Source organism: Pseudomonas arabinosi, from assembly GCF_047758675.1.
In the GTDB taxonomy this organism is placed as follows: domain Bacteria; phylum Pseudomonadota; class Gammaproteobacteria; order Pseudomonadales; family Pseudomonadaceae; genus Aquipseudomonas; species Aquipseudomonas arabinosi.
This window is the reverse complement of sequence record NZ_CP180480.1, coordinates 3,410,388-3,437,253: the sequence shown is the minus strand read 5'-3', so window position 1 is coordinate 3,437,253 and position 26,866 is coordinate 3,410,388. Positions and strand designations below refer to the sequence as shown.

Sequence of the window (26,866 nt, the reverse complement as noted above, 5' to 3'; positions counted from 1 at the left end):
GGAAATCCTTGCGATAAGGGCGATCGCGTCCGCTTAAAAATACGCGGACACCATCGTCCTTAATGCTGGAGTTCGGTAGGTGACTTCCCCGGTCGCTTACCCTCAGAGACGATGCCGGCCCAAACGACGCTTTGGCCTGAGAAGGGATTCACTGCCGAACCTGAAAATACAAGCACGGGGTCGTCGACCTTCGCCTTCTTGCGGGTGCGTTGCTTACAGACAGCCAGCGTAACGGTCGGCGCATCGTAGTTGAGCGCGGAGCCCGCGTTCGTGGCGATCACATACGTGTGAACTCGCATAACTGCGCACGTGTTTCAGTCCACGGTAGAGCAGTCACCAGCTTTAATCACATAATGCCCACTAGGTCGGATGTGCGGTGCGGTAGAACTCAGCAATGCAGACCTCCCCAATCACGCGGACGGGAGAGCCCTCAATACCGCGGACACTCAACTATTCGAGAAAACCATGGCTGACGACGAAAAAAGCGACGAACACAAATTTATGGAGGAGCTTGAGGAGCTGGTTTATAGCTACTTAACGAAGGAAGCTGCGGATAGCTTCAAGCAACTCAGAGACTTTACCGAGACTCTTAACGAAGAAAGTGACCGAGGTGCTGCCTTGGTTGCCGCAGAGATCCTCAGCGAAGAACTCGCGAAGCTCATAAAGTCAAAAATGGTAAATGATAAGAAGCTTATTAAGAGTGCTTTTTCTTTTAACGGCGCGCTTGGATCATTTTCAGGAAGAATAGACCATGCTTTTTTGTTAGGCCTATTACCTAACACCCTCAGGCAGGACCTCCACCAGCTACGCGCCATCAGAAATGAATTCGCTCATAGCACGGCCCCTAAGACGTTTGAAACACATAGCATCAAGTCTCGATGTCTGGAGCTAAATTACTATGGCATTGGTGAAAAAGGCTCTCCTCCGCGCAAGGTTTTCCTGCGTTCGATGGCCTTAATTTTCAGGATGATTGCTCTCAGAACCTCTAAAACCGAACACTCGCTGATACCAGATGATCCAAAAAATGAGGCCTCCGAAGCCTTCGTAAAAACTCTCTTGGAGGGAATTGAAAAAACTACATTAGATCCAAAGATCCTTTTTAAGGATGCTGACATCTGATCTGTCCAACGCAAGCTTCCGATAGTCTGGAATAGAACACCGACTTCGTCGAATGTTACCAGCCATGCCTTTCAGTCTCAGATGGACGCCATACCGAAGCTGAACGCGGCAGGTTGAGGAGCGATAGGACGTAGTCAAACTGGTCAGAGGATACTTTCATCTCACGGACCGACATCCCTGCATCAGCATGAGGAAACCAGACTTTGGCGGGTACTTCGATGCCTCGTCGTTCATGCTTCACTCCAGGTGCGAGGGCAATAGAGCCTGCCGGCACGGCAACAGTTTGTTTTCGTGTCCGAAAAAAAGCACCGTCACGCGCTGCTTGTCGGCTCGAAAAAGACCACTGCATATAGCCATCACGTGACAAGTCCAGGACCGCGTTTTCTTCCGTGTATTGAATCCACTTCAACACAACTGCGGTCAGCGAAACGCCATATCTATCTGCACAGTGCCCAAGCAATTCAAGATCGACCAGCGTCGTGACTTGCGCTCGAAAATCGTCCAAAGGCATAAGCAGGTAAAGAGGAAAAAAGATCAGCCTGTGCCTCAATCGTTTTTTCTTCCCAGTCAAGCATGTCGTCACTACTGCACTGGAATGCCTCACGCGTTTGTCGGTGCAGAATATAATGGCCTAATTCGTGGGCTTGGGAAAACGGATACGACCTGGCGATGACATCGCGCTATTGAACAAAAGCATCCATTTCTTACGCTCACCGCGATCTCATTCGCCGCAACGGGTCGCTTTGAGTTGAGCAATTATCCGGTCTCCCATGGTGGTCAGGTCGTAGATCTTGCCCGGAATGAAATTGATGCCTTGGTGGTGGCTGAACTCGTCCGCATCTTCGGTAGCCGTCCAGGGATCGTCGGTGAGCATGCCGATGGCATAGAGTCGGTCATCTTTACCTCTGGCCAGCAGCGGCCCCCCCATCTGGCTGGTTGTAGTTTGGCAATGGTGAGCGAAAGTGAAACTGATGACTCTCAAGCCCTCCGCCTTGCACTGGCTGTCGAAATACGGCTTGTCGGTGGCACCTAGCATGCCGGCGGCAGTCAGGGGCCGGTCCTTCAACTGTTCCATGCTCATCTGATACAACGGGATGACCGGGGCATCGGCTGGGAGTGCCTGGTCCAGACGGATCAAGGCCCAATTGTCGTTGGCGTCGTACATCTTGCCTGCATACCCGCCATAGGCCACGACCCTACCAGCAAGCGACCTCGCGGATGCGTGAGCTGGACGAAAAGTCACCTGTGCTTTGATACGGGCCAGGTGCGCCGACGGGAACACTGCACTCTTATTGGTCAGCACTAGACAGCGGCTTACCAAGTAACCGCTCGCCGCCCGCGGCATGGAAGGCGTAGTGACTGTCCCTATTGCGCCCAGTGCTAGGTTCGACGGATTGGTGAGATCCACTGCTTGGCGACGGTCACCCTCCAGCATTTCGTCGCTGGAGACGACCACCATCGGTTTAGGCATTGAAGCCGGATCGTCAGCAGAGGGTTCTCCGGCCAAGAACTCTGGATCGAAAAGCATTTGTTCAGGCCGGCTGTGCATGTAGACGTCACGAAGTTGGGCGGCTACCTCACGGGTTAGGGCCGCTGGCCGGAAGCCCACCGGATCGAGTATGGAGTCAGCGATCGTGAAGCCATGTCGGCGCTCCCATAGGAGTTCCAGGTAAAAGCCTTGGCGAGGCAAGCCGGCTTTGTAGAAATGCTCGATCAGCGATGCGAAGGCGTATTCTTCCTCGTTATCAGGCGTCTCGCCCGTCACCTTGCCGAGGAGCAACCGCTGCAGCGACCGAAGCCTGGTGCCCTCGTTGGCATCCCCCTCGATTTTCAGGACCAGTTCCAGACCTTCCTCAGTGCCTAGCGTCGGCGGCCACTCCACGCTGCTGGCATTTTCGCGGTACCGGTACATCCACGGCCAGTCGCGCATGCGTTCGCACTGTTCGGGGGTAAAACTCCAGTCGGTCAGCGCGTAGTAGTGCATGACGCTGGGACGTAAATCGTCCGGGTGGCCCATCTCCCCTAACAGATGGCCCAGTTCGTGCGGCCACACGATCAAACTTTCTGTTGCTGGAATCAGTTCGTTCTCCGTATCTATCTCGCCGATGTGCACTTTTGGCTGCTCTTGATTAGACAAATTATCTATAGAGGCGACACCATCGGCATCCCTAAGATCCTGCAGAGCGATTGGAAGGACCCAGGCCAATGCATTCGGCGAAGGGATATCCCCGGGGACATAGTCATTTGCCTGGTTGTCGACATTGACTCCGGTGATCTGGACGTGACGCATCCTGATGCCACATGAAGAAAGCAGGTCAGCTGTTGCCTGCAGTTTCTTTTGTAGCCCATCGTCGCTGTTGGCCAATTTTCCGAAATTGACGACTGAAAGGTCGAACTCGACCTGATAGCTCGCACCTGGGTTAGGTTGAGTTTCAAGACTGGAGCGGCCGGAAACCACGATATCGGGATCAGACTTACGCCATACGGATGGTGGTGGTTCTACCAACCACGGCGAACGCCAGTAACGGTTCTTTAGCCAATCCGTACCCTTTCTCAGGTTGTCATGCTCATCGGCGGGTTCCTTCTCCGATAACGGCTCGCCATCTTTTTTCGGAGACGTCAATTCAGGGACCTTCCCCCGAAAGCAGTGAGTCAAGTCGCGCTATCTTAGTACGGTTGCCCTTGCTGGCTGGGGCTTCCTTCAGCGCCAACATGAAGTAACGCATCGCTGGGTAGCATTCAGCCGTGCATGTTTTCGGGTCTAACCCCTTGCGTCCAATGTAGTGCTGTGCTGCCCGCTCAAACCAGCCGAGCGCCGCTTGCTTGTCGACAGGAACGCCAAGACCACGGTTGAGTAACATTGCAAAGTTGAGCTGAGCCGGGGCGTCCCCGGCAACGGCAGCGTTCTTGAACCATATTGCTGCCTTCTCCGGATCGCGTTCGATCATTTCTCCTCTGAGAAAGTGATCGGCAACCGACCTCATCATTTCGGGGTTGTGATGGTTGGCTGCTTTGAGAAACCATTGTTCGGCTTGATGCGGATCGGCCGCAACGCCAAGACCTTTACCATAGAGTTCACCTAAGGCGAACTGCGCCCCTTCACTGTCCTGCGCGCCCGCTTTGAGATACCAGGTGCGGGCTTGTACATGATCTATCGCCGTACCTTGCCCTTGTTGATAGGCAAAACCCACTGCCTCTTGGGCCGTGGCATGCCCCTGGCGGGCGGCCCTCATATACCAAGTAAAGGCCTTCTGCTGGTCGACCGGCACGCCATAGCCCCTCTCGTAGATATGTCCCAGGGCGAACTGGATCGAGGCGCTACGGGTGGACTTCTCGGCTCGCAGGCAAGGCGCCAAAGCCTGATCACGGTGACCGCCATTGTAGAGACGCTGACAATCCTCTAATTCGTCTGCAAACACTGGTGCTGCGCAACAAAGCATTGAAAGGGCGAGAACGAGGGGGCCGCAGAAGAAACTTGCCATAATGCACGTCCCGCATAGTGAATGCCGCTCACTTCTTATCAACACGCTAGTACAGTGCTGAGCCTCCTGCACATACCAGTGTCGGAAAATGGAACTCAGGGTAATCCCTATACCCGCTCAACTCCCTTGGCCGCCGAGTGGATGTGTGTCTGAGACTATATGAGTAAAGGTAGCCCTCGGAAAACAGGCGGCTTTCGGCCGAGGCTGTGTAAAAACGTTTTTCAGCGCGATTGGAGCCCAGTGTTGGACTGAAAATCGCGTTTCTACGCAAAATCCAGATCGGCTGAGCAGCCGATAATTTTCAGATTTCGCATAGTCGCGCAAACTTCAATTTTGACGAAGCGTTTTTACACACTCTGGGCCAAAAGCAGCCCCTCAAATGGGTCTACGATATTAGGGCCGATTCACTTCTTCAATTACGCGGCCCCTGCATTGCCGCCAAAGCCTTAGTTAGCCGCATCGCGAAGTATGTCGACTTGAATGAGCCAGTAGATATTTTGACGTCCGATTAAGAGCTTTGAATATTTGTAATTAAATTTGGAACAGCAAAAGGTGTAGCATCTTTTCGCTCCGAACAGCCTACTGGCGACACCCTTTGATGATCAGAAAACAATCCCACACAACCGTTGACCAAATCAGTGCTGCTCAATTACTGCCGAGTGCATTGCACGTACTATTTCATCATGAAGATCTCTGCTTCTAGTTGAAAACATGTCAACACTTGCACCTGATGCGTCGATAATTACATGATAGAGATCGTATGACCTCTTTGGCTTTACCTTGTCTGCAAAAAAAGCAGCCGCAATCATCGCAGCAACAAAACCACCTAACCAACCCCCTACTGCTTTACCTAAGTCGCCAAGAAATTCAGAAGACTGCGAGTGCTCTAAAATGTTGCCGCCAATGTATATACCTAACAACGCCCCTGCAATAGCTCCAACAATATATATAATTTTCCTTATTAACGCTTGTGACTTTATGTCCACCTCCAAGTGGGATGTTACCTTTGCATCAAAGGAGGAAATATTTCTCAATAAATAAACTTTTGTGCCTACAATTACCCGCGTGCTTGTTATGGAGATATCACCATTTTTAAGAAATACTTTGTCCATAGCTTTTCATCTCATTCCTAAGCGAGGAGGAAAGGCGACATGGCTTTTGGCCGTCTCTGGGAGTGTAGCAACGCCGACGTATCCATGGCTGCTTTTGGCCGTTATCTGCCTTTCGGCAGGGAATGCAATTGACCAAAACTTGGTACCATTGCTTTCATATCGCGAACCGAAATAAAGGTATTCCTTAGTAAGTGCGATTTAGTCTTGCAAAAAACAGAAAAATTTAAGTTGGAGTGAAAAATCACGACTAGCCTATGGCCACTATTTATAAAAAATGCAATAAACCCGCTTGGAACATGTAGGAGTATCAAGATGAATTTTCCGGCAAGGCTATTTTTACCAGTACTGCTGATTTCACTGATGCTGTTCGGATGTACTGTGACGTTGGTCCAACCATACGATGCGGAACTCTACAAAAACACCGAAGCATTCTATAAGAAGGCCGCCACAATGATACTCAAGGGAGAAAATTCTAGTCCTACGGCCCAGCAACTGGCGAACATTACGCCCAAGGCAGCAAGCGATAATCCGGGACACTTCAGCAAATTCCAAACCGACTACGACGAACTTCTCGTCGACAGTAACGCACTTATTTTACGTTCCTTGGCCAATTCTGGAAAGGTTGACGACATAGGCAAGCAGGCCCAAGCCAAGATTGAAGACCTCATCAGAGAAAATGTCTCCACTGTATGTGAAACTGCCCAACAGGACTTTCCGTCAGTGGACCTCACTACCAGGAACTACATTGACCTTAAATGCTTAGTCACAAAATGGAAGAATGAACACCAAGGAATTGGTGGCACCGGCGCCTCAGATGGCAAGCAGATTCTAAAGAAAGCCAATTGGGAAGGGCGAGAAAGAACACTCTTCCGCGCCATACTAGAAATTCAGTCTGCCGAGGCATTCAAAAACAAGACAAAAGGTGAGAGCAAATGAAAATTAATGGTGTTGATTTCGATATTGTAATAAAGGACGCCATTAAGGCGGCCAAAGCAGTCGCTGATACAACTTGGCCGACACTGCAAGACTATGTGGAAAACATCGGTCGCGGGATTGCCAACGACGCGTTGTTTCTAAAAAAGAAACACGACAGCGGCGAGTTTGACGAGGCCGATGCCAGAATGTTCATGGAAGATCAAAAGATAGTTGCGAGAATGCGGCTGCGCTCCCTCGCCATTGTCACAATGCAAATCGCAGAAGATATCATCAACGCGATAGCAGGAGTATTCAAGTCAGCCATCAACACCGCTATTGGCTGGGAGGTTTTCTAGGGATGTTCTCCACCAAGCTGTGACAGTCCAAGGAGGCTACAAGGCGAAGTGTATTAGCCCGATTTCAGATGTGAAACGAGGAGTGTTGCCGGGGATGTGAAAATCCCCAGCGGCGCTCTCTCTATCACGGAATCGGATCGAAAACTTGCGTCACCAGATGGTCACCCCCTTCTATGCCAGTTAGTTCGATCACCGGCAGCGCGCGATGATTGAAGTCAAAAAAGCAATTGTCAGTGGAATGCACTGCTGCAGCTTCTCAACTACAGTTGTGGTGAGCACCAGGGGACACTCGTTCGCATTCAAATGGTTGATGTGAATCCACTGCTATCGGTTGTGGATGCGTTGTTTACAAAGTCGCCGCTAAGCGGCCGTTGAGCCGAAATAGACTTCATGGACTCTTCAGAGGGCTGGTTATGTCGTTACAGACTATTTGGGCCGTGTTTCTCGTTGGTGCTGCCGGTGGCATCGCCCTTGAATTACTGCACTGGTATGCATTGCGACGTGACGAGCGACTTCCAGCCTATGCAGCATCTCCAGTCTACTGGATCATCACACTGGCTATGGTTGTATTCGGAGGCGGCATTGCAGTGCTGTATTTTGGATCTCGTGCCGATGGTGTCGTTGCATTCCATGTGGGGGCGTCCGCACCGCTCTTACTGCAGAAACTAGCCTCCACTCTTGCCGGTGAGCCGGGGGCAAAGAGCATCGGGACAACACCAATCAACTTCATGAGATGGTAGCAAGGTATGCGTTGCACCTCGCTTTCCATCGGTATTACAGAATATCGCGCGAACGCGTTGCGAAACAGCGATACCCGCTTGCATTTTGCTGTCACAGATGCTGAAGCCCTTTACCGGTATACCTCGCTCGCTTGGCCAACCGCGGAGGCCAACAACATCCATTTGTTGCTCTGCGACGAGGCTGCATCAGCAACGGGAATAGAGCAGGCATTCATTCAGATCGAACAGGCCGGAAGCTTCGATCTAGCAATACTCTACCTGAGCGGTCATGGACAGCGCGGGCCTGACAATTCGGGTTGGTTCTGTCTTTGGGATGCAACCCCCGACACTCCGAGCCTGGATCGGGTAGTGCTCGATAGGTTGTTGAGCAGGATCGATTGTTCAAGCGTGCTGTTAATTCTCGATTGCTGCCATGCGGAGTCAATCATCTCTGGTGTACCCTTCTTCGCCGATTTGCAGGGCCGCCAGGCGCGGTTGTTCTGCGCGTCCTCCCGTGCTGATGAACGTGCCTGGGAAGATTTAAAGCTGCAGCGGTCGGTGCTGTCCCATGTGCTGTTTCTTGGCTTATCGCAGACCTCGGCACTGGCAGACATCACTGGACACGTCAGCATCGGCGAACAACTTTTTCCATTCCTTCGTGACCAAGTGCCGCTGGTGGCAGCCAAGGTAAAAAGTGGCTCTATTCAGCAGCCGGTCGTTGGTGGTCTGGCAGCTATCGGCATGAGGTTACCCACAGTACAGGCAGGTAGTATTGGCCGCTCTCTCACGCTGCGCGAGATTTTGCGCAATCAGGTGAGACGATTGATTATCTGGTCGGTTGCAACGGTATTGGTTGCGCTGCTGCTGATTGAGGCGTTCTGGACTCACTTGGCTATATCCGGAGACCAGGCCATTGTCCTAAGGCCTGGCATAGCATCAACTTTTAGTCTGTTACCCGTGCACCTCGGCAAAGTTGTGGATACCGGTTTTAGGGGCAGCCAACTTGACCCCATGCAGGATGAAGCCTTGCAGAAGCTAGCAAACGGCGAATTTCGAACGGTCTCAACACAGCGCACGCTTGATGGCCTACGCCAGTGGATTGACCTGCTTACGCCAATGCTGAAGGACCGAATAGCACTCAATTTTATCCACCCCATAGCATCTGGTGAGGGCGACGACTCTGATTCGGCCATCACCTTCACCGCAATAAATTTTGCTGCGCGCACCATGGACACCGATCCAGCCGTTATCGCTTCAAAACAGCAATTACTGTTGCATGGTCCCTTGATGCCTGTGAGTTGCACAGTGCTTGGTAATGAGCAAGTCGTGCAGTTCGAGATTGCCCAGACTGGGTCACTGGAGGACTACATCAGAGCATTCATCCGATACGGTGCTGCTCAAGGTAAGGATCCATCTGCAGAGGTCTGGAAGTTAGCGCGTTTCATTGCGCAACGCTCACGAGACCGCAATTACGATCCGACGGCACAGCTTGAAGCACAGGTATTGTTGGAGGAAATTGCGCGCTCCAACGGTTTGACTCTCTCCCCTCAGACCCTTTCTGAATTGCGTGCTGTTTTGCCTCCGACACAACCAAACACGTGCTCGCCACTGGCTATCGGCATCCTGATCGCTCTTGGAAAAGGGGAAGACAAAGCCGGGGCAGAAGCGCTGTTGCGTGCCGATGATCCAACATCCAAACAAGCGATGGTAGATATTCTCAATGCTTTTCGCCGTATAGGTGCCAAGTACGACTACTTGATAGAACTACCCAGGAGCTATTTTTCGATCATCGGCAGCTATCGACCGTTGCTCGCCGAAACCGTTCAGGATATGGAAAGCTGGCTTGATGGACAGGTTAAGCCAGAGACTGAGCGACTACTTGAGCATGTGACGATGCGACCACAAGCCTATAACACATTGTATGAGCAGCTTCAGAGCACTGAAGATCCTATGCGCCAAGGTATAGCAGCGCGTTATTTGGCGCGCTCATTCGCCTGGCAATCTCAGGCCCAAAAAGAGGGAATTCAAAAATGGTTGGTGGCCAACGCTTCCATGTTATTCCCCGGCAGCGATATAACCCTTGGCGCTGCACTTCTTGGACGCCAGAGACAAGTGGACCCTCGTATCATCGACCGCTGGATTAAGCAGCTATCTGTGGGAGTAGTCGACCCACAATCCGAGTTCGAGGAGTACCACCTAATTGTCGTGGATGCTCGAGATGCAGTTGCAGCGTTGGCCATCGCAGCGGGCACTACTCCCATACCAGATAAGGCACTGGAGCAGGTCGAGTTATTGTTGGCCAACCGTAACTCTATTCCATTACGTAAGGAAGCCATCGAGGGGCTGGGCTCATTGTTGCGAAACCAGAGGGGGACGCTGGCAGATGGCATTAGGGACCGGCTGATGGATCAACGAGGCGACGCTCGGCGTCGCCTGTTGACGGTGGACATTGCGATAGCAGCGATCAACGGCTTACCGGATGGCGGGCGTATTACAACCTTGCGCAGCCTAGCCGCGTTCTGGCGAAACGAACCGGAGCCGGAGCTGCGTCGGGCGCTCGGGCTAATTTTGGCAAGGGTGGACTGAGCACCATATCGAATGCCCGTCGCCTCGGACCTGGCCCTTTCATGAATGGAATCCGCGATTACTGATAAGCCGTTCTTGACCTACCTGTTCTGAGTACGCTCTATCATCGGCAGTCGCTCAGGGTGCTGGACCTCCTCCAGCAGGGAGAAAAGAAAAAATTTCATCCTTGGATTCCAGATATCTACATGCCCATCCATCACACTCTCAGTGGTTCGGATGTTGTAAATGGGGAAACGATGAGGAATAAAATTCCCCGCGGGACCCCGAATTATATAATGGCCGTCCGTTACATCATCACAGTCTTTGTCTGTGTCACACCTAGTCAATAGCAACGATTGAACACCGTTTTTGAAACACATACTCAAAGGCCGACCGGCTCCCTCAAGGGTGAACTTCGGCTGCTCAGCCTCGCAGTTCGACAATTTTAATTGATGGGTAATGAATGGTTCATAATGCCCGATCGCCGTGACATCCTGATCTTGCGAATAATCATCGGGATACGACTGGAAAAGAGTCCCTAAACGTCGACCCAAAGGGAACACCGCCCGCGTTGGAATATCGGCCTTGGTCGTGACTATCATTAAGCGCGGCCGTTGAGCATCGGCATACTCCAAGTTCCTCGAAAAGCTGTAAAGGGACTGAAGTCGCATTGCTTCGAAGGCGGGGTTCACTAGCACGACAAGATCAGCAATGGGGGGATAAGCTGAACTGTTCTGTGCGTCGCGGCGTATTTGCTCAGCCACCCCCTGCGAGATACTCGAGTACACAATCGCGCCACCAAAGCTATGGCCTATCACCATCAAGCGAGCCTCCGCTCTCTGATTGCGGCTATCTGATAGTGAGCGAATCAGTTCGGATACTCCTCCTCCATTGCCAATGTTATGAGCTGTAGCCTTACGATCCCAAAAGGTGAGTCCGTAACTGAGGGGCTTAAATAGCGATACGTCTGAGTCTATCGAGTCACTTCTCCAGCCTACATAAATTCCTACGATTGGCTTTTCTTCCTTGGATTCAGCGCCGAAAACCAAATCTAGAAAATTGGCAACGTCCTTGTCTTTCGGTCTGGCTGTGTGGTGCCAGCCGTGGACGTATACCACCACCACTCCATCGTTTTTTGTAACCGTATCGGCTGCTGACAAAGCAGCCTCAAGCTGCCGACGACTTTCGGCGTTGCCAAATTCATCAAACTCTACGAAATTGACGCACCTGGCACCCTTGCATTCCTGAGTCCGCTCGGGATGGAAATCAGATTGGGTAGGAAGCTGGCCGTTGGAGGCTGGGGGAATGTCCCTTGATACTCGGTATGGATCGAGAGGCATGCATCCGCTGATAAGCATTAGCAGACCGAGTACGGTGAGGGAGCGCCGAATGTGCATTTTTCCTCCGTGAGTCATGCGGGTGGCCTTTAGCTACCTCAGACAATAGTCGCTCCATTGGCTGCACGCAAAGACGCACTTAATCTCACGCGACCTCTTGGCATGGGACGATTTCATCCTTCAAGTGACGACTTTACGTTCATGATTCGGCTTCATTGGAGTGCGTTGAAAAAAGTCGGGGTGTCGAGATGAGCGCAGTACGGGGATATGGGTCCTAATCCTTACACGTTCCTCACAGGGATTAGTGCAGCACTACAGAGCGACCAAGTACCAATATTGCCAAGAATGTTATCCACCGAGTTCTATCGAACCATTAGGTGTCTACTATTAGTGTTGCAAAAGCCGATCTGGAAATTCATCCATGACTGAAGCTATCGAGCATGCCACATCAGGGCTAACTCAAAGTGGCTCGACGCTCGAAGAACAGACTGAGCTGAAGAACATTAAACTCGAGCGTTCAACGTTGGCACTTGATGTGGGCATCAAATGAAAAGAGTTCAACGCTCGTCAAACGTACACGTGGCAACACACTCTCGCCAGCCCGCTAGCGCTTGCCATCGTTGGCAGCTCGCTCGCTCTGCTAACTTCGGTCGACTGCGGTTCTTTGCGACCGCCAGCAATCGGCCATAAGCGGAAGCCCCAATCGCACCACTCATACGGCCTGGAGAGGAATGTCACCTTCTCGATTATGGACGAGTCGCTCAACGAAGAACTCCATATGCCCTCTGGGGGTAGTCAGCAAAGGCCAAGTGTCGACCTTTAAAGCGATATCCTTAAATGCTTGGGCACACTTAGAGCGCGGAAAGTGTTCGTAGACTGCTCGCTGCTTCTGCACAGCCTTGCGCACACTTTCGTCGTAAGGCACCGCGCCGACGTATTGTAAGGCGACGTCAAGGAAGCGATCCGTGACCTTGGTCAACTTGGCGAACAGGTTGCGCCCTTCCTGCGGGCTCTGGGCCATGTTGGCTAGGACGCGGAAGCGGTCCAAGCCGTAATCGCGGTTCAGCAGTTTGATCAGTGCGTAGGCATCAGTGATCGAAGTCGGTTCGTCGCAGACCACCAGCAGGACTTCGTGGGCGGCCCGGACGAGACTGACCACCGACGCGCCGATGCCCGCAGCTGTGTCAATCACCAGCACATCGAGACTGTCACCGATTTCACTGAAGGCCTGGATCAGGCCGGCGTGCTGAGCCGGAGACAAATGAACCATGCTCTGGATGCCTGAAGCCGCGGGGACGATTCGTACCCCGCCCGGACCGCGCACAAGCACATCGGATAGCTCACAGCGACCTTCGATTAAGTCGGCAAGCGTGTATTGCGGGGAAAGCCCCAACAGGATATCGATATTCGCCAAGCCAAGATCGCCATCAAGCAATACGACTCGCCTTCCAAGTTTCGCCAGTGCCACTGAAAGGTTCACAGCCACAGTGGTCTTGCCGACGCCGCCCTTTCCGCCGGTCACGGCGATAATTTGTACAGAATGCACACCATCCATGTTGTTGATTCCCTTCCATGTGCCACGCGTGCGAGTAGTCGCTAACTATTCCTAGATGCGTAATGGTAACTGAAAGTGCAGACACAGAGCCCCTAACTGTATGACGAGATTACCAGAAACGCTGTAACCCACTAGATGGTAATCACGCGAACCAGAACTGCCACTGCAACGATGCCCTCATCCGTTAAGGAATCGCCCATGCCGAATTCAGATCTACTCCCTTCCCTGCTATACAAGATCAACGAAAATCAACTCGCCCTGGAGGCTGCCATCATAGAGCTGACGCTTTAGGTTGAGCAGCGCGACGCGACCGAGGTTGGTGGAAATGTGCGCGGCGCGCTGCAAATGATCGACAAAAATGAAGAATTCATCAAGATGATGCTCGCCATGCTTTTGGCCCCAGAGTGATCGCTTACGGGCAGCAATCGGCCCAGAGTGTGTAAAAACGCTTCGCCAAAGTTGCAGTGTGCCCGTCTACGTTAAATCTGAAATTTATCGGCACGTCAGCAGATGTGGATTTTACGTAGAAGCGCGATTTCCAGTCCGGTTTTGAGTAGCTGTTGTGCTGAAAAACGTTTTTACACAGCCTCGGCCATAAGCAGCCGCTGGACAGACTAGTGGCTAATAGGTAGCGTCGACCCTTTGCACTGAGTCTTTCCCGTAGTTAAGTCGTCAGGCGTATTGGTTGGAGGAGTTGCAATGACAACAATCGATGTGAAATCCCGATTCGAAGCAAAGCTTCTCCGTCCGGCAAAGCCTGGTAATGATACGTCGTGGGCGTTTCTGGTACTGCCAGGAGACGCGAGTGAACAGCTTCCGAGGCGAGGAAGGACGACAGTTGAAGGCACAATCAATGCGCACCACTTCCAGGCAACCCTTGAGCCGGATGGTCAGCTGAGCCATTGGCTGCGGGTCAGCAGAGAGTTACTCGAAGCCGCAGGCGCGGCTGTTGGGGACATCGTTACGCTGGAGCTAGCCTCTGTGAAGAAGGAACCCGAGCCTGACATCCCGGCAGATTTTCAGGAGGCACTGGCAGCCACTCCTGAGGCTCGTAAAGTCTGGAACAATACGACGACCATCGCACGAGTAGACTGGATTCACTGGATTACTTCAGCCAAGCAACTCAAGACCCGCGCAAAACGAATCAGTGATGCCTGCGATATGCTCGCATCCGGCAAGAAGCACGTTTGCTGTTTCGACCAGTCCGGTTACTACAGTAAGGCCTTCCGTGCGCCCGAGGCGGATAATTCTTAAATGGGGCATTAGATTCAAATCGTTCGGCTCGTTCACCGGGACCGACTAAGCTTGCCTTTTAGCTTGATTGTTATGAATGTCTGCAAAGGGTTGTGGATTTCGGTCAGTTACGACAGGCAGCAATCGGCTGTGGATTCAACCGGTCGGCGCAACGCACCTAAATCCCGCTGTCTGCCGAAGACGTTCACGGCGCCGACGCCCTATTGCATCGGTCTCGCTGATCCCGTCTCGCACCACCCCGAATGCATGTAAGGTCAGGGTGCGCGGGCTGGCGACGTTGATTCCGTACGTTGCACTATCCGGCTAACGACGTTCAGGCCTCCCCGAGGGCTGCCCGCGTTGAGCGGGCATCGGAAATCATCCGAACTAATTCAGGCACCTGATTCAGGGTCACTCGCAGGCATCCCGCGAGCCCCCTTATCGTTTTCGTCCTGGTCGTTCATCTGTGGGTCGTTGTCTGGGTTATCGACGTGGCTGTTCGTACCAGCTTTTGGATGCTCACTCGATACCGAATTAGTAGCATCCACATCAGCCATATCTGCATCGACAGGAGCTTCATCGTCGGTCGGTAATGGAACTTCGTACTGGTTCCAGCTCGGGTCGTGGCCAGTTTCGTTGTCCGTGGTGCGTGTTTCGCGTTGCTGCGATTTATTGCCTGGTGCGTTCTCGTTAATTTCCATGGTGGCTCTCCGACCTAATGCGCGTGATTTCCGTGCTTAAACATGAGAAGCGGTCGTGCGCTGAAAGTGCCTACCATTGGACAGACGGCGAACACAAAAAACCCGGCTTGCTGGCCGGGCTTTCTCTCCTATCGCATATCGTCTGATAGCGGTGTTATTTCATCTGCCTCTGGTGTAGTCCTCTCACCAGGTTCTTTCCAGTCTTCTGGGCGATCATCGCTGGGTTTTGTTAACGGATCGTATTTATTCGGATCGTCTGGATCTAGCGTCGGCTCATCTGAACCTGGCTCAGGCTTGGATGGAACAGAACCTTGTGTTTGGTCTTGAAAACTCGAATCGGAAGACATACCCACCTCACCAATGAGGTCCAGCTTTTCTGGGCCGTAATAGTTTGAAGTTGGCAGATGAAAAGTGTGCGACTGAGCAGATGAGCGGGCAGTAAAAAGCCGTTTGGGGTTGCACGGAATTGCCCCCAACTGCATCACCACTGACCAGTCATTTGCATCGGACTTGACCAGCGCACATGGGAATGACGACCGGCAGAGAACGGCCAAAAGAAGTCATTTAAATTGGCATTCCGTCTTCCACCGTCGAATGCCGTATTGTCAGTGACTGTCCCGCAAGACATCGATACTCGTCGCAAGCACTTACCCTCCACCTGAAAAGACATTGCTGACAACGCACTCATGGCGAATGCATATTTTTTATCCCTTCGCAGCTCCCACCCGACCACCGGCATTGCAGAGCAGCCGACCTTGAACCATACATAAAGCAATACGCCATCATCGTTACAACGTGTTCCTTCAGGGCAAAAGGCGAACTCAGCATGGTGACTCAAGTACGCAAACAGCGGCTGTACGACGAACTCGTCGACCTGTGCTATGAGTGTGCGCTGGGTACAACAACCTGGCAGCCCTTGCTGGAGCGGCTGGTAGAGGCCAGCGGTCATCAGAAGCTTTTTTTGTTCTACGCCAGTCACCACAAGAGCGACGCCCAAGCCGCTCCGACCATCAACCTGCGCACCCCTGTAGGATTGAACGGCTACAACAATCAGCATTGGCAGCTTACCCCGGGTCTTGATTTCAGTGGCTGCCACACCTTGGGCTCCTGGCACAAGAAGCTCATCGATTTCGGTACCGAACATGCCCTGCAAGATCCGAATGATCAGGCGCTCAACCGTCCTCATGGCCTACATAATGTAGCCAGCGTGAGGCTCGATGAGCAGACCGACTCGGGTATCTACCTGACCGCACTCCACCAGGTCGGTGCGCCCTCTCCCTCTGCCCGGCACTATGCGCTGCTGGAGCGAATCACCCCGCACTTGCTCAAGGCAGTCAAACTGTCAGCCAGGATCAACTGCCTGGAACTGGATCTGGCCAAGCGCGACCTGCTGCTGGACCATCACACGGCTCCGCTCTGGCTGCTCGATGGCGAGGGGCAGGTCCTGCACTGCAATCAGGCCGCGCGACACATGAGTCTGAGCGGGTCGCCCATTTTTGAAAAATTCGCCCAGCTGCACAGCACGACTCAGGACACTCGTCTGCGGACACTTATCCGCCGTGCCGCGGGTAAAGACGGCAAGCGCCAGGCCGGCTGGCTACGCCTCGACACCACAAAATCGCAAGAGTTGCTGGTCACTCCGGTTCCCGCCGACGCGGGCTACAACCGTCACTTCAACAAACCCTTGGTGCTGCTGGCATTGTTGGAAAATCGCTTGCCAAGCCCATTGCTGGCCGAGCTTTTCCAGCTCAGCCGGGCCGAACACCGACTGGCCGAACTGCTGGCTCAGGGGCTGACCCTGGAAGGCTGCGCGGCGCGCCTGAACGTCTCCATCAACACCGTGCGCACCCAACTGCGCGCACTGTTTCGCAAAACCGGCACCACCCGCCAGGCGCAGCTGATCAAGCTCTTCACCCGGCTGATTGGGGGTTGAGGACGGGTTTGTCCTGCAACCCCCGACACCTTAGACGAACATCTGCACATCACTCGCCGTCAGAGTCGCCACACCGGCCAGAGTCACCACCGCGACCGCGTTGCCGTTGGCCGCGCCGTCGGCATCGTAATAGAGCGTGTGGTCATTCTGATTGAACACCAGGTTTGCCCCTGCCGCCTCATTTTGCACCCCACTGACATTGGCCAGCGCCTCGGCGACGGTCTGGCCCTGCAAGTTGAACACCCCAGAGTTGAGCGCCAGCAAATCGTTGCCTTGGGTGAAGTCGGTGATCAGATCGGCACGCGCGCCAGGTAACTGGGCGAACTGGAAGGTATCGGCTCCAGCGCCGCCGTTGAACCAGTCGGTTTCGACGGTACTGCGGATCAGGTTGGCCGAGGCGTCGCCAGTCCATTCGAGGTGGTCGACGACCGGGTTGCCGTTGGCGTCGTAGCGTTGGCTGTAGATGCCCCCGCCGCTGCCATCTTGGTCGAGCGACTTCCAGCTCACCACATAACCGCCGTCGGCCAACGCGCCGATTGTCGGTTGGATTTGGTGGTTCGCAGTGGTGCTGTTGACCCGGACCTCGCCTCCCACCATCGTGCCGCTGGCAGCGAAGCGCTGGCCGTAAATACCCCAGCCGCTGCCGTCCTGATCGAGCGACATCCAGCTCACCACATAGCCGCCGTCGCTGAGCGCGCCGATCGCCGGTTGCTGCTGATCGGACGCGGTGGTGCTGTTGACCCGCACCTCGCCGCCCAGCGCCGCGCCGCTGGCATCGAAGCGCTGGGCATAGATTCCCCAGAAGCTACCGTCCTGGATGAACGACATCCAGCTCACCATATAACCGCCGTCGGCCAACGCGGTGATCGCCGGTTGCTCCTGATCGTACGCGGTGGTGCTGTTGACCCGCACCTCGCCGCCCAGCGCCGCGCCGCTGGCATCGAAACGCTGGGCATAGATGCCGTAGCCGCTGCCGTCCTGATTGAACGACATCCAGCTCACCACATAGCCGCCGTCGCCGAGCGCGTCGATCGCCGGTTGGTGCTGCTCAGACGCGGTGGTGCTGTTGACCCGCACCTCGCCGCCCAGCGCCGCGCTGCTGGCATCGAAACGCTGGGCATAGATGCCGTAGCCGCTGCCATCTTGGTCGACCGACATCCAGCTCACCACATAGCCGCCGTCGCTGAGCGCGCCGATCGCCGGTTGCTGCTGATCGGACGCGGTGGTGCTGTTGACCCGCACCTCGCCGCCCAGCGCTGCGCCGCTGGCAGCATAGCGCTGGGCGTAAATTCCCCAGCCGCTGCCGTCCTGATCGAGCGACATCCAGCTCACCACATAGCCGCCGTCGCTGAGCGCGCCGATCGCCGGTTGCTGCTGATCGGACGCGGTGGTGCTGTTGACCCGCACCTCGCCGCCCAGCGCTGCGCCGCTGGCAGCATAGCGCTGGGCGTAGATGCCCCAGCCGCTGCCGTCCTGATCGAGCGACATCCAGCTCACCACATAGCCGCCGTCGCTGAGCGCGCCGATCGCCGGTTGCTGCTGATCGGACGCGGTGGTGCTGTTGACCCGCACCTCGCCGCCTACCCGCAGATGGACGCCATCACCAAACTGCAGCGTTTCGAAGTTCTGCAGCACATCGATTCCTTCATCGACATCCGCTACGTTTTGATCGGTGATAACCAGAGCCTGCGCCCCCTGAAAAGCGAGGACGAAGTCACGCTGGTTGCCCTGGTAAAGGGCGGTATCCTGCCCCTCGCCGCCATCCAACACGTCATTGCCGCCGCCCCCGGCAATGCGCTCATCGCTGGCGCCGAGCTGGACTAGATTGTCGCCAGCATCCCCCTTCAAGGTCAGCGTGTTGACGACTGGCTGACCGCTGGCATCAAAGCGCTGCGCATAGATGCCCAAGCCGCTGCCGTCCTGATTAGCCGACATCCAGCTCACCACATACCCGCCGTCGCTGAGCGCGCCAATCGCCGGTTGCTGCTGCTCAGACGCGGTGGTGCTGTTGACCCGCACCTCGCCGCCCAGCGCCGCGCCGCTGGCATCGAAGCGCTGGGCATAGATGCCGTAGCCGCTGCCATCTTGGTCGACCGACATCCAGCTCACCACATAGCCGCCGTCGCCGAGGGCGGCGATCGCCGGTTGCTGCTGATCGGACGCGGTGGTGCTGTTGACCCGCACCTCGCCACCCAGCGCCGCGCCGTTGACATCGAAACGCTGGGCATAGATGCCGTAGCCGCTGCCATCTTGGTCGACCGACATCCAGCTCACCACATAACTGCCATCACTGAGCGCGCCAATCGCCGGTTGCTGCTGGTCAGACGCGGTGGTGCTGTTGACCCGCACCTCGCCGCCCAACGCCGCGCTGCTGGCATTGAAACGCTGGACATATATGCCATAGCCGCTGCCGTCCTGATTAGCCGACATCCAGCTCACCACATAACCGCCGTCGCTGAGCGCGGCGATCGCCGGTTGCTGCTGATCGGACGCGGTGGTGCTGTTGACCCGCACCTCGCCGCCCAGCGCCGCGCCGCTGGCAGCGTAGCGCTGGGCATAGATACCCCAGCCGCTGCCGTCCTGGTCGAGCGACATCCAGCTCACCACATAACCGCCGTCGGCCAACGCGCCGATTGTCGGTTGGATTTGGTGGTTCGCAGTGGTGCTGTTGACCCGGACCTCGCCTCCCACCATCGTGCCGCTGGCAGCGAAGCGCTGGGCGTAAATACCCCAGCCGCTGCCGTCCTGATCGAGCGACATCCAGCTCACCACATAGCCGCCGTCGCTGAGCGCGCCGATCGCCGGTTGCTGCTGATAGGATGCAGTGGTGCTGTTGACCCGCACCTCGCCGCCCAGCGCCGCGCCGCTGGCATCGAAGCGCTGGGCATAGATTCCCCAGAAGCTACCGTCCTGGATGAACGACATCCAGCTCACCATATAACCGCCGTCGGCCAACGCGGTGATCGCCGGTTGCTCCTGATCGTACGCGGTGGTGCTGTTGACCCGCACCTCACCGCCGGGCGCGCCTTCGACCATTATGCTGCCGTCGACGAACTGCAATTGCTCGACGTACTGCACCCGGTCCAGCCCCGCCTCGCCACTGGTGGCGTCGGCCTGTGCCGTCAGATAGCCGCGCGCGTCGAGTGTGACTGTGTAATGGCTCATCGCTGCGGCGAACAGCGCGGTATCGTTGCCCGCCCCGCCATCCAGCAGGTCGTTGCCAGCACCGCCATCGAGTTCGTCATCGCCTGCGAGACCAAACAGCATGTCGTTACCGTTGTGGCCAAGCAGGCGGTCGGCCAACGCCGTACCAGTCAGCGGATCGTCGCCGGCGCCGCCTTCGATCAGATTGATCACACCGCCTGCTGGCGACGTGGCTGGCGCGAAGTTGTCGAGGGTCAGCGCTGCCGCATTGGTGTTCTGCAGCGTGATAACGGTCTGCCAGCTGTTCGTGGCGACACCCGCACCGTCCCGATCCCACTGCAGCAGCGTGTCGGCGCCTTGCTGTACCAGGCGCAGGTAGCCCAACGCCGGGTCGAACGGGTTGCCGCCACTGTAGCCGTTGCTGTTGAGCAGCAAGAGGTTGATGCTGAGGATGTCACCCGTGGCGCCAGGAGCGAAGTCGCTGACGAGCAGTTGGCCAAAGGAGTCAGGCCGCAACTGGTAGGTGTCGCGCCCACTGCCACCGGTGACCGTGGTGACCGAATTGACGTTGTACTGGAAGACCGAGATTGTGTCGTCACCGGCCCCCCCATCGAGACTGTTGTTGGTGACCTGGCCGGAGCCGTCGAAATCACTCAGGGTGTCGTTGCCGTCACCGCCATGGAGCATATCGCTACCCGCCTCGCCGAACAGGAAATCATTACCGCTGCCGCCGTCAAGCGTGTCATTGCCATTGCCACCATACAGATAGTCCGTGCCACCGCTACCGGTCAGTATGTCGTTGCCGTCCTCACCAGAGAGCTGACTGCCGTCAGTGTCATTGCCCGCCAGCAACGTGTCGTTGCCTTGGCCACCGTACAGAAAGTCAAAACCACTGCCCCCATCGAGCAGGTCATCACCGCCAAAACCGTTCAGCGTATCGTTGCCGGCCAAGCCATAAATCGCATCGTCGACCACGCTGCCGTTGAGCACGTCGTCGTTGGGTGTGCCGTTCAGCGTCAGACCCAATGAGCTGCCATCCGGCGGCGCGGCAGGCGCGAAGTTGTCGAGGGTCAACGTCGCCGCATTGGTATTCTGCAGCGTGATGATGGTCTGCCAACTGCTAGTGGCGACGGCCGCACCGTCCCGATCCCACTGCAGCAGCGTGTCGGCGCCTTGCTGTACCAGGCGCAGGTAGCCCAACGCCGGGTCGAACGGGTTGCCGCCACTGTAGCCGTTGCTGTTGAGCAGCAAGAGGTTGATGCTGAGGATGTCACCCGTGGCGCCAGGAGCGAAGTCGCTGACGAGCAGTTGGCCAAAGGAGTCAGGCCGCAACTGGTAGGTGTCGCGCCCACTGCCACCGGTGACCGTGGTGACCGAATTGACGTTGTACTGGAAGACCGAGATTGTGTCGTCACCGGCCCCCCCATCGAGACTGTTGTTGGTGACCTGGCCGGAGCCGTCGAAATCACTCAGGGTGTCGTTGCCGTCACCGCCATGGAGCATATCGCTACCCGCCTCGCCGAACAGGAAATCATTACCGCTGCCGCCGTCAAGCGTGTCATTGCCATTGCCACCATACAGATAGTCCGTGCCACCGCTACCGGTCAGTATGTCGTTGCCGTCCTCACCAGAGAGCTGACTGCCGTCAGTGTCATTGCCCGCCAGCAACGTGTCGTTGCCTTGGCCACCGTACAGAAAGTCAAAACCACTGCCCCCATCGAGCAGGTCATCACCGCCAAAACCGTTCAGCGTATCGTTGCCGGCCAAGCCATAAATCGCATCGTCGACCACGCTGCCGTTGAGCACGTCGTCGTTGGGTGTGCCGTTCAGCGTCAGACCCAATGAGCTGCCATCCGGCGGCGCGGCAGGCGCGAAGTTGTCGAGGGTCAGCGTCGCCGCATTGGTATTCTGCAGCGTGATGATGGTCTGCCAACTGCTAGTGGCGACGGCCGCACCGTCCCGATCCCACTGCAGCAGCGTGTCGGCGCCTTGCTGTACCAGGCGCAGGTAGCCCAACGCCGGGTCGAACGGGTTGCCGCCACTGTAGCCGTTGCTGTTGAGCAGCAAGAGGTTGATGCTGAGGATGTCACCCGTGGCGCCAGGAGCGAAGTCGCTGACGAGCAGTTGGCCAAAGGAGTCAGGCCGCAACTGGTAGGTGTCGCGCCCACTGCCACCGGTGACCGTGGTGACCGAATTGACGTTGTACTGGAAGACCGAGATTGTGTCGTCACCGGCCCCCCCATCGAGACTGTTGTTGGTGACCTGGCCGGAGCCGTCGAAATCACTCAGGGTGTCGTTGCCGTCACCGCCATGGAGCATATCGCTACCCGCCTCGCCGAACAGGAAATCATTACCGCTGCCGCCGTCAAGCGTGTCATTGCCATTGCCACCATACAGATAGTCCGTGCCACCGCTACCGGTCAGTATGTCGTTGCCGTCCTCACCAGAGAGCTGACTGCCGTCAGTGTCATTGCCCGCCAGCAACGTGTCGTTGCCTTGGCCACCGTACAGAAAGTCAAAACCACTGCCCCCATCGAGCAGGTCATCACCGCCAAAACCGTTCAGCGTATCGTTGCCGGCCAAGCCATAAATCGCATCGTCGACCACGCTGCCGTTGAGCACGTCGTCGTTGGGTGTGCCGACCAAGGCGCTAAGCAGGTTCAGCGTGAAGTCATCACTCACCGAAAGCCCGCCCGAGTCGGTCGCCGTAACGGTGATGCCTATTCCCCCTGGCTGGGTGCCTGCCGGTGGCGTGCCGCTGAAGCTACGGTTGACCGGGTTGAAGCTCAGCCAGGTCGGCAAAGGGGCGCCATTGGCCAAGCGGGCACTCAGGATCAGGCTGTCGCCGGCATCAATGTCGGCAAAGGTATTTGCCGGCAAGGTGTAAGCAACGGCTTGCCCCAGCCCGTTGAGTTGGTCGGACAACGCCACCTGCAGTGTCGGCGCATCATTCACCGCCACCAGGCTGAAGCCCTGGGTAGCGGCAACCGAGCCGCCATGGCCATCGATGACCTGGTAGTTGAGCGCGACCGCGCCGTTGTAGTTGGCATCCGGTATAAAGCTCCAGCTGCCGTCGCCGTTATCGAGCAACGTCCCATGGTTGGCGCTGAGGTTGGCAACGGACAAGGTGTCGCCATCCGGATCGCTGGCGTTGGCCAGCAACTGCGCGGCGGTAATGCCATAGGCCGTGTCTTCCGTGCCGGAAGGCAACGCGCTCGGGGCGCTGACAATCGGCGCATCGTTGGTGTTGCCGATGGTCAGAGTGAAACTGCTGCTCGCCGTGGCATTACTGCCATCGGTCGCCGTCACCCGCACACTCAGACTGCCCACATCACCATTACCCGGCGTGCCGCTGAAGCTGCGGCTGACCGGATCGAAGCTCAGCCAGCTCGGCAATGTGTCGCCGTTGGCCAGGCTCGCGCTGTAGCCGAGGGTATCGCCGGCATCTACATCGGCGAAGGTCGCGAGCGGCACGGTGTAGTTGAAGGGTGAGTCTTCGCTGGCATTTTGCGCGACGAGTGCGGCGGCTACGGTCGGCGCATCATTCACCGCCACCAGATCGAAGCCCTGCGTAGCGGCGACCGAACCGCCATGGCCATCGATGACCTGGTAGTTCAGCGTGACCGCGCCGTTGTAATTGGCATCCGGTGTAAAGCTCCAGCTGCCGTCGCCGTTATCGACCAGCGTGCCGTGGTTGGCGCTGAGGTTAGCGACGGACAAGGTGTCACCGTCCGGATCGCTGGCTTTGGCCAGCAACTGCGCGGCGGTAATGCCATAGGCCGTGTCTTCCGTGCCGGAAGGCAAAGCGCTCGGCGCACTGACAACAGGCGCATCGTTAGTGTTGCCGATGCTAAGGGTGAAACTGCTGCTAACCGTCGCATTGCTGCCATCGGCAGCCGTCACTCTCACACTCAAACTGCCCACATCACCATTCCCCGGCGTACCACTAAAGCTGCGGCTGACCGGATCAAAACTCAGCCAGCTCGGCAACGGGTCACCATTGGCCAGGCTGGCGCTGTAGCCGAGGGTATCGCCGGCATCCACATCGGTGAATGTGGCGAGCGGCACGGTGTAGCTGAAGGGCGAGTCTTGGCTGGCATTTTGCGCGAGCAGTGCAGTGGCCACGATTGGCGCATCATTGACCCCGGTCAGGCGCACCTCATAGGTGCCGCTGGCCGAGCCACCCTGTCCGTCCTGCACGGTAAAGGCAATCACATCGACCGCCTGCGCTCCCGCAGCAAGGCTGTTGATGACCGCCGAATTACCACTGTAGAAGAAGGCCCCGGGAGACTCGACAAAGGCTGCAACGCTGCCGCCCAAGGTGCTTTGAGGATCGAAGGTGTAGGTCAGCGAATCACCGTCCGGGTCCTGTACGCTCGTACTCACATTCGCCGATATGAAACCGTTCTCGTTGCCTTCGGCCCACGGCACCCCATTCACCACCGGCGCATCATTCACCGCCGCCAGATTCAGCTGCGCCGTGGTGGCGACCTGAAGGCTGCCGTCACTCACGACCACAGCGAAATTCACCGGCCCATTGAGATTGCTCGCCGGAGTAAAGGTCCAGCTGCCGTTGCCATTGTTGGTCAAGGATCCGAGACTCGAGTCAACGCTGACGCTCTGCACACTCAGGCTGTCGCCGACATCGACGTCGCTGGCGTTGGCCAGCAACTGGGCAGCCGTGAAGGTGTAGGCGCTGTCTTCCACGCCGTTGGGCAGGCTGACCGGGCTGCTGATGGTTGGCGCATCATTGACCGGCGTCACATTAATGCTCAGGGTATTGGCGTTGACGGCAAAAGCCGTGCCGTCGCTGACTTTGAAGCCGATGCTGACGTAGTTGCTGCCATTGCCATTGAGGGCCGGCACGTATTGCAGTTTGCCGGTGTCGAGGTCGGCCTTGCTGATGACCTGATCCTGAACCACCGCGACCCAGGCACTGCCATTGTTGTACTGCAGACTGCCTAGCAACGGCAGGCTGGTAATTTTCACCGCGGCCAGCGGGGTGTTTTCCGGATCGCTGTAGGTGCCGAAGTCGGCGCTGCCCAAGATGACTGGCGTGTCCTCCAGGGTGGTCTGAGTGTCATTGGTCGAGCTTGGAGCAGCGTTGACTGGAAGAGTAGCCGCGGCCTTGAGGGCGGCGGTGTTCCAGACCACGTTGTTACCGAAACGAACCTGGTCGATCTCGTAATCGGCGCCCAGATAAAAGTTTTTCAAGGTCAGGGTCTGGGAGGTTGCCAGCACCACCATCTGCAGGTCGTTTCCGGTGTGCACGAAGCGCACGTTGTTACTGTTGAGCCCCACCAGCTGCACGGTATCGACGTCGGCGCTGACACCGCCACTGTTATCGATCACGTCATTGCCATAGTTAGTGCCGTAGCGGTAGGTGTCGCTGCCGCGGCGACCCGCCATAAAGTCATCACCGGTACCACCATCGAGGAGGTTATTGCCAGTGTTGCCGGTCAGGCTGTTGGCCAGGGCATTGCCGGTGCCATTGAGATTACTGGTGCCGGTGAGTTCGAGATTTTCCAGGTTGGCGCCCAGGCTGTAGTTCAACGAGGCGCGGACGGTATCGTTGCCACCACCTGCCAGTTCGGACAGGCTGTCGCCACTCTGATCGACGATGTAGATATCGTCGCCGCTGCCGCCCGCCATGCTGTCGTTGCCAGCACCACCGTCAAGCAGGTCGTTGCCGGCGTCGCCGTTCAGGCTGTCATTGCCCAAGCCGCCTTGCAGAGTGTCATTGCCATCGCCGCCCTGGAGCAGGTCGTTGCCGGCACCGCCGTCAAGCTGATTATTGCCAGCGTTGCCGATCAGAGTGTTGGCAAGGGCGTTGCCCGTGCCATTGATATTGGCACTGCCGGTCAGGGTCAGGCGCTCGACGTTGCTGCCCAAGGTGTAGCTGATGCTGGCCCGGACCAGATCATCGCCCGCGTTGCTGGCCTCCACGACCACATCTGCGGCGGTATCAACCACATACGTGTCATTCCCCACGCCACCTTCCATGCGGTCGTTGCCGCTGCCGCCGTCAAGCGTGTCATTGCCGCCGTTGCCATACAGCGTATCGTTGCCACCCAGGCCCAGGAGAGTGTCATCGGTGGGATTTCCGTTGATCACGTCCGCGCCATTGGTCGGCGCAACTGGCGGGTAATAGAGGTTAGCCAACGCCTCGCTGACACCCCAACTGCTGCCATCCGCGAACTGGATTCGGTCGATCGCATGGTCTGCATCGAGAAAGCACAGGCTCACGGTGATGGTTTCGCCAGTGGCCAGAACGGTGAGCACCAGGTCGTTGCCCATGCGGGTCAAGCGGATCTGGTTGGCGTTGAGGTTGGTCAACCGGAGGATGTCGACGTCGCTGTTGGCGCCACCGGAATTGTCGATCACATCGAAGCCATAGCCCTGGCCGAACCGGTAGGTATCGCTGCCGCGCCCACCCAGGAGCCGGTCATTGCCGGTGCCACCGTCCAGCGTATCGTTACCCGCGTTGCCGTAGAGGGTATCGTCACCGCCCAGACCATTGAGGGTGTCGGACGCGGCGCCCCCTGTCAGAATGTTGGCGCTATCATTACCGTTGATGGTGGCCATTACCTAACCCCTGATGAGTACGAAGTTTTTCGACTCTAGGAGCGTAGTCCGCAGCCTCTTGCTGGCCCTCATCCATTTGAATGACCAGGCAAACCTTTCGTCTGAACGTC

Annotated in this window: 18 protein-coding genes and 1 pseudogene; 9 read left to right on the top strand and 10 right to left on the bottom strand. The window is 56.4% G+C overall.

From position 1 onward, the window contains the following. Positions 1 to 59: 59 nt before the first annotated feature. On the bottom strand, positions 60 to 299 hold the full coding sequence (locus tag ACMXYJ_RS16180; protein WP_415760634.1) for a hypothetical protein: 240 nt from the start codon (positions 297 to 299) through the stop codon (positions 60 to 62). A gap of 166 nt (positions 300 to 465) precedes the next feature. Between ACMXYJ_RS16180 and ACMXYJ_RS16175 the strand changes: the two genes are divergently transcribed. Continuing rightward, positions 466 to 1,119, top strand: coding sequence for a hypothetical protein (locus ACMXYJ_RS16175; protein ID WP_415760633.1), 654 nt, complete (start codon positions 466 to 468; stop codon positions 1,117 to 1,119). A gap of 55 nt (positions 1,120 to 1,174) precedes the next feature. Here ACMXYJ_RS16175 and ACMXYJ_RS16170 read toward each other — a convergent pair whose 3' ends face one another. From ACMXYJ_RS16170 to ACMXYJ_RS16155, 4 genes are all read right to left on the bottom strand, one after another. Continuing rightward, positions 1,175 to 1,690 carry a hypothetical protein gene (locus ACMXYJ_RS16170; protein ID WP_415760632.1) on the bottom strand — a complete coding sequence of 172 codons (516 nt, stop codon included), beginning with the start codon at positions 1,688 to 1,690 and terminating at the stop codon, positions 1,175 to 1,177. Positions 1,691 to 1,840: 150 nt separating this feature from the next. Further along, positions 1,841 to 3,742: a trypsin-like serine peptidase gene (locus ACMXYJ_RS16165; protein WP_415760631.1), complete on the bottom strand. Its 1,902-nt coding sequence runs from the start codon at positions 3,740 to 3,742 to the stop codon at positions 1,841 to 1,843. Between the two features lies 1 nt (position 3,743). Beyond that, entirely contained in the window at positions 3,744 to 4,601 is an 858-nt protein-coding gene (locus ACMXYJ_RS16160; protein ID WP_415760630.1) for a tetratricopeptide repeat protein, read from the bottom strand. 635 nt (positions 4,602 to 5,236) lie between these two features. After that, complete coding sequence (locus tag ACMXYJ_RS16155) at positions 5,237 to 5,713, bottom strand: DUF6232 family protein (RefSeq protein WP_415760629.1); 477 nt, start codon at positions 5,711 to 5,713, stop codon at positions 5,237 to 5,239. A 312-nt stretch (positions 5,714 to 6,025) separates the two neighbouring features. Between ACMXYJ_RS16155 and ACMXYJ_RS16150 the strand changes: the two genes are divergently transcribed. The 4 genes from ACMXYJ_RS16150 to ACMXYJ_RS16135 all read left to right on the top strand — a co-directional run bounded on the left by ACMXYJ_RS16150 (position 6,026) and on the right by ACMXYJ_RS16135 (position 10,289). Next, positions 6,026 to 6,649, top strand: a complete 624-nt coding sequence (locus ACMXYJ_RS16150) for a hypothetical protein (protein ID WP_415760628.1) — start codon at positions 6,026 to 6,028, stop codon at positions 6,647 to 6,649. Further along, positions 6,646 to 6,984: a hypothetical protein gene (locus tag ACMXYJ_RS16145; protein WP_415760627.1), complete on the top strand. Its 339-nt coding sequence runs from the start codon at positions 6,646 to 6,648 to the stop codon at positions 6,982 to 6,984. Before ACMXYJ_RS16150 ends, ACMXYJ_RS16145 begins: the two co-directional genes overlap by 4 nt. A gap of 413 nt (positions 6,985 to 7,397) precedes the next feature. After that, positions 7,398 to 7,724: a hypothetical protein gene (locus ACMXYJ_RS16140; RefSeq protein ID WP_415760626.1), complete on the top strand. Its 327-nt coding sequence runs from the start codon at positions 7,398 to 7,400 to the stop codon at positions 7,722 to 7,724. A gap of 6 nt (positions 7,725 to 7,730) precedes the next feature. Continuing rightward, positions 7,731 to 10,289 carry a caspase family protein gene (locus ACMXYJ_RS16135; protein ID WP_415760625.1) on the top strand — a complete coding sequence of 853 codons (2,559 nt, stop codon included), beginning with the start codon at positions 7,731 to 7,733 and terminating at the stop codon, positions 10,287 to 10,289. An 80-nt stretch (positions 10,290 to 10,369) separates the two neighbouring features. Here the strand turns inward: ACMXYJ_RS16135 and ACMXYJ_RS16130 are convergent, their stop codons facing one another. Further along, positions 10,370 to 11,665, bottom strand: a complete 1,296-nt coding sequence (locus ACMXYJ_RS16130) for a hypothetical protein (protein WP_415760624.1) — start codon at positions 11,663 to 11,665, stop codon at positions 10,370 to 10,372. Between the two features lie 361 nt (positions 11,666 to 12,026). Here ACMXYJ_RS16130 and ACMXYJ_RS16125 point away from each other — a divergent pair, with 361 nt between their 5' ends. Further along, the gene (locus ACMXYJ_RS16125) at positions 12,027 to 12,155 is read left to right on the top strand and encodes a hypothetical protein (protein ID WP_415760623.1); all 129 of its coding nucleotides are present in this window, start codon (positions 12,027 to 12,029) and stop codon (positions 12,153 to 12,155) included. Between the two features lie 162 nt (positions 12,156 to 12,317). On the opposite strand, the gene fleN is transcribed toward ACMXYJ_RS16125, so the two are convergent. Beyond that, a complete protein-coding gene (gene fleN, locus ACMXYJ_RS16120; RefSeq protein WP_415760622.1) occupies positions 12,318 to 13,160 on the bottom strand; it encodes a flagellar synthesis regulator FleN in 843 nt (280 codons plus the stop codon). 198 nt (positions 13,161 to 13,358) lie between these two features. On the opposite strand from fleN, the pseudogene ACMXYJ_RS16115 reads away from it, so the two are divergent. Next, positions 13,359 to 13,568, top strand: a pseudogene (locus tag ACMXYJ_RS16115) (hypothetical protein). A 291-nt stretch (positions 13,569 to 13,859) separates the two neighbouring features. Further along, complete coding sequence (locus ACMXYJ_RS16110) at positions 13,860 to 14,414, top strand: YdeI/OmpD-associated family protein (protein ID WP_403143339.1); 555 nt, start codon at positions 13,860 to 13,862, stop codon at positions 14,412 to 14,414. Between the two features lie 371 nt (positions 14,415 to 14,785). On the opposite strand, the gene ACMXYJ_RS16105 is transcribed toward ACMXYJ_RS16110, so the two are convergent. Further along, the gene (locus ACMXYJ_RS16105) at positions 14,786 to 15,094 is read right to left on the bottom strand and encodes a hypothetical protein (RefSeq protein WP_415760621.1); all 309 of its coding nucleotides are present in this window, start codon (positions 15,092 to 15,094) and stop codon (positions 14,786 to 14,788) included. A gap of 128 nt (positions 15,095 to 15,222) precedes the next feature. Then, positions 15,223 to 15,582, bottom strand: coding sequence for a hypothetical protein (locus ACMXYJ_RS16100; RefSeq protein WP_415760620.1), 360 nt, complete (start codon positions 15,580 to 15,582; stop codon positions 15,223 to 15,225). Between the two features lie 338 nt (positions 15,583 to 15,920). Between ACMXYJ_RS16100 and ACMXYJ_RS16095 the strand changes: the two genes are divergently transcribed. Further along, on the top strand, positions 15,921 to 17,027 hold the full coding sequence (locus tag ACMXYJ_RS16095; protein ID WP_415760619.1) for a helix-turn-helix transcriptional regulator: 1,107 nt from the start codon (positions 15,921 to 15,923) through the stop codon (positions 17,025 to 17,027). A 30-nt stretch (positions 17,028 to 17,057) separates the two neighbouring features. Here ACMXYJ_RS16095 and ACMXYJ_RS16090 read toward each other — a convergent pair whose 3' ends face one another. Continuing rightward, on the bottom strand, positions 17,058 to 26,756 hold the full coding sequence (locus tag ACMXYJ_RS16090; protein WP_415760618.1) for a cadherin-like domain-containing protein: 9,699 nt from the start codon (positions 26,754 to 26,756) through the stop codon (positions 17,058 to 17,060). Between the last annotated feature and the right edge of the window lie 110 nt (positions 26,757 to 26,866).

Coding starts and splice junctions, on each gene's coding strand:
- ACMXYJ_RS16135 (WP_415760625.1), top strand. CDS start 7,731: ATGCGTTGCACCTCGCTTTCCATCGGTATTACAGAATATCGCGCGAAC.
- ACMXYJ_RS16150 (WP_415760628.1), top strand. CDS start 6,026: ATGAATTTTCCGGCAAGGCTATTTTTACCAGTACTGCTGATTTCACTG.
- ACMXYJ_RS16130 (WP_415760624.1), bottom strand. CDS start 11,665: ATGCACATTCGGCGCTCCCTCACCGTACTCGGTCTGCTAATGCTTATC.
- ACMXYJ_RS16155 (WP_415760629.1), bottom strand. CDS start 5,713: ATGGACAAAGTATTTCTTAAAAATGGTGATATCTCCATAACAAGCACG.
- ACMXYJ_RS16090 (WP_415760618.1), bottom strand. CDS start 26,756: ATGGCCACCATCAACGGTAATGATAGCGCCAACATTCTGACAGGGGGC.
- ACMXYJ_RS16140 (WP_415760626.1), top strand. CDS start 7,398: ATGTCGTTACAGACTATTTGGGCCGTGTTTCTCGTTGGTGCTGCCGGT.
- ACMXYJ_RS16145 (WP_415760627.1), top strand. CDS start 6,646: ATGAAAATTAATGGTGTTGATTTCGATATTGTAATAAAGGACGCCATT.
- ACMXYJ_RS16180 (WP_415760634.1), bottom strand. CDS start 299: ATGCGAGTTCACACGTATGTGATCGCCACGAACGCGGGCTCCGCGCTC.
- ACMXYJ_RS16160 (WP_415760630.1), bottom strand. CDS start 4,601: ATGGCAAGTTTCTTCTGCGGCCCCCTCGTTCTCGCCCTTTCAATGCTT.
- ACMXYJ_RS16125 (WP_415760623.1), top strand. CDS start 12,027: ATGACTGAAGCTATCGAGCATGCCACATCAGGGCTAACTCAAAGTGGC.
- ACMXYJ_RS16095 (WP_415760619.1), top strand. CDS start 15,921: ATGGTGACTCAAGTACGCAAACAGCGGCTGTACGACGAACTCGTCGAC.
- fleN (WP_415760622.1), bottom strand. CDS start 13,160: ATGGATGGTGTGCATTCTGTACAAATTATCGCCGTGACCGGCGGAAAG.
- ACMXYJ_RS16175 (WP_415760633.1), top strand. CDS start 466: ATGGCTGACGACGAAAAAAGCGACGAACACAAATTTATGGAGGAGCTT.
- ACMXYJ_RS16110 (WP_403143339.1), top strand. CDS start 13,860: ATGACAACAATCGATGTGAAATCCCGATTCGAAGCAAAGCTTCTCCGT.
- ACMXYJ_RS16105 (WP_415760621.1), bottom strand. CDS start 15,094: ATGGAAATTAACGAGAACGCACCAGGCAATAAATCGCAGCAACGCGAA.